Source organism: Pseudomonas sp. 1L-B-1-E-C1, from assembly GCF_057291835.1.
In genome coordinates this window covers 1-3,082 of record NZ_JBXAWN010000027.1, presented here as the reverse complement: position 1 = coordinate 3,082, position 3,082 = coordinate 1, and the positions used below count along the sequence as shown (strand labels likewise).

1 rRNA gene is annotated in these 3,082 nt (G+C 51.1%); it reads right to left on the bottom strand.

The window, feature by feature from the left end:
- Positions 1-20: 20 nt before the first annotated feature.
- Positions 21-2,914 (bottom strand): 23S ribosomal RNA (locus tag AC0Z4S_RS26385).
- Between the last annotated feature and the right edge of the window lie 168 nt (positions 2,915-3,082).

Sequence of the window (3,082 nt, the reverse complement as noted above, 5' to 3'; positions counted from 1 at the left end):
GCAAATTGCTTGGGTGTTATATGGTCAAGCCTCACGGGCAATTAGTATTGGTTAGCTCAACGCCTCACAGCGCTTACACACCCAACCTATCAACGTCGTAGTCTTCGACGGCCCTTCAGGGAACTCAAGGTTCCAGTGAGATCTCATCTTGAGGCAAGTTTCCCGCTTAGATGCTTTCAGCGGTTATCTTTCCCGAACATAGCTACCCGGCAATGCCACTGGCGTGACAACCGGAACACCAGAGGTTCGTCCACTCCGGTCCTCTCGTACTAGGAGCAGCCCCTCTCAAATCTCAAACGTCCACGGCAGATAGGGACCGAACTGTCTCACGACGTTCTAAACCCAGCTCGCGTACCACTTTAAATGGCGAACAGCCATACCCTTGGGACCGGCTTCAGCCCCAGGATGTGATGAGCCGACATCGAGGTGCCAAACACCGCCGTCGATATGAACTCTTGGGCGGTATCAGCCTGTTATCCCCGGAGTACCTTTTATCCGTTGAGCGATGGCCCTTCCATACAGAACCACCGGATCACTAAGACCTACTTTCGTACCTGCTCGACGTGTCTGTCTCGCAGTCAAGCGCGCTTTTGCCTTTATACTCTACGACCGATTTCCGACCGGTCTGAGCGCACCTTCGTACTCCTCCGTTACTCTTTAGGAGGAGACCGCCCCAGTCAAACTACCCACCATACACTGTCCTCGATCCGGATAACGGACCTGAGTTAGAACCTCAAAGTTGCCAGGGTGGTATTTCAAGGATGGCTCCACGCGAACTGGCGTCCACGCTTCAAAGCCTCCCACCTATCCTACACAAGCAAATTCAAAGTCCAGTGCAAAGCTATAGTAAAGGTTCACGGGGTCTTTCCGTCTAGCCGCGGATACACTGCATCTTCACAGCGATTTCAATTTCACTGAGTCTCGGGTGGAGACAGCGCCGCCATCGTTACGCCATTCGTGCAGGTCGGAACTTACCCGACAAGGAATTTCGCTACCTTAGGACCGTTATAGTTACGGCCGCCGTTTACCGGGGCTTCGATCAAGAGCTTCGCGTTAGCTAACCCCATCAATTAACCTTCCGGCACCGGGCAGGCGTCACACCCTATACGTCCACTTTCGTGTTTGCAGAGTGCTGTGTTTTTAATAAACAGTCGCAGCGGCCTGGTATCTTCGACCGGCATGAGCTTACGGAGCAAGTCCTTCACCCTCACCGGCGCACCTTCTCCCGAAGTTACGGTGCCATTTTGCCTAGTTCCTTCACCCGAGTTCTCTCAAGCGCCTTGGTATTCTCTACCCAACCACCTGTGTCGGTTTGGGGTACGGTTCCTGGTTACCTGAAGCTTAGAAGCTTTTCTTGGAAGCATGGCATCAACCACTTCGTCACCCAAAGGGTAACTCGTCATCAGCTCTCGGCCTTAAGATCCCGGATTTACCTAAGATCTCAGCCTACCACCTTAAACTTGGACAACCAACGCCAAGCTGGCCTAGCCTTCTCCGTCCCTCCATCGCAATAACCAGAAGTACAGGAATATTAACCTGTTTTCCATCGACTACGCTTTTCAGCCTCGCCTTAGGGACCGACTAACCCTGCGTCGATTAACGTTGCGCAGGAAACCTTGGTCTTTCGGCGTGGGTGTTTTTCACACCCATTGTCGTTACTCATGTCAGCATTCGCACTTCTGATACCTCCAGCAAGCTTCTCAACTCACCTTCACAGGCTTACAGAACGCTCCTCTACCGCATCACCCGAAGGTGATACCCGTAGCTTCGGTGTATGGTTTGAGCCCCGTTACATCTTCCGCGCAGGCCGACTCGACTAGTGAGCTATTACGCTTTCTTTAAAGGGTGGCTGCTTCTAAGCCAACCTCCTAGCTGTCTAAGCCTTCCCACATCGTTTCCCACTTAACCATAACTTTGGGACCTTAGCTGACGGTCTGGGTTGTTTCCCTTTTCACGACGGACGTTAGCACCCGCCGTGTGTCTCCCATGCTCGGCACTTGTAGGTATTCGGAGTTTGCATCGGTTTGGTAAGTCGGGATGACCCCCTAGCCGAAACAGTGCTCTACCCCCTACAGTGATACATGAGGCGCTACCTAAATAGCTTTCGAGGAGAACCAGCTATCTCCGAGCTTGATTAGCCTTTCACTCCGATCCACAGGTCATCCGCTAACTTTTCAACGGTAGTCGGTTCGGTCCTCCAGTCAGTGTTACCTAACCTTCAACCTGCCCATGGATAGATCGCCCGGTTTCGGGTCTATTCCCAGCGACTAGACGCCCTATTAAGACTCGCTTTCGCTACGCCTCCCCTATTCGGTTAAGCTCGCCACTGAAAATAAGTCGCTGACCCATTATACAAAAGGTACGCAGTCACAGAACAAAGTCTGCTCCCACTGCTTGTACGCATACGGTTTCAGGATCTATTTCACTCCCCTCTCCGGGGTTCTTTTCGCCTTTCCCTCACGGTACTAGTTCACTATCGGTCAGTCAGTAGTATTTAGCCTTGGAGGATGGTCCCCCCATATTCAGACAAAGTTTCTCGTGCTCCGTCCTACTCGATTTCATTGACAAGAGATTTTCGCGTACAGGGCTATCACCCACTATGGCCGCACTTTCCAGAGCGTTCCGCTAATCTCAAATCAACTTAAGGGCTAGTCCCCGTTCGCTCGCCACTACTAAGGGAATCTCGGTTGATTTCTTTTCCTCAGGGTACTTAGATGTTTCAGTTCCCCTGGTTCGCCTCTTGCACCTATGTATTCAGTACAAGATAACCATCTTATGATGGCTGGGTTCCCCCATTCAGACATCTCCGGATCAAAGTCTGTTTGCCGACTCCCCGAAGCTTTTCGCAGGCTACCACGTCTTTCATCGCCTCTGACTGCCAAGGCATCCACCGTATGCGCTTCTTCACTTGACCATATAACCCCAAGCAATCTGGTTATACTGTGAAGACGACATTCGCCGAAAATTCGAATTTCTCAACTAAGAGAACTCACAAATTTTACCTTAGCCTGATCCGTTACCAGTGAAAGTAACGTTCAGTCTATCTTTCTATCACATACCCAAATTTTTAAAGAACGATCTA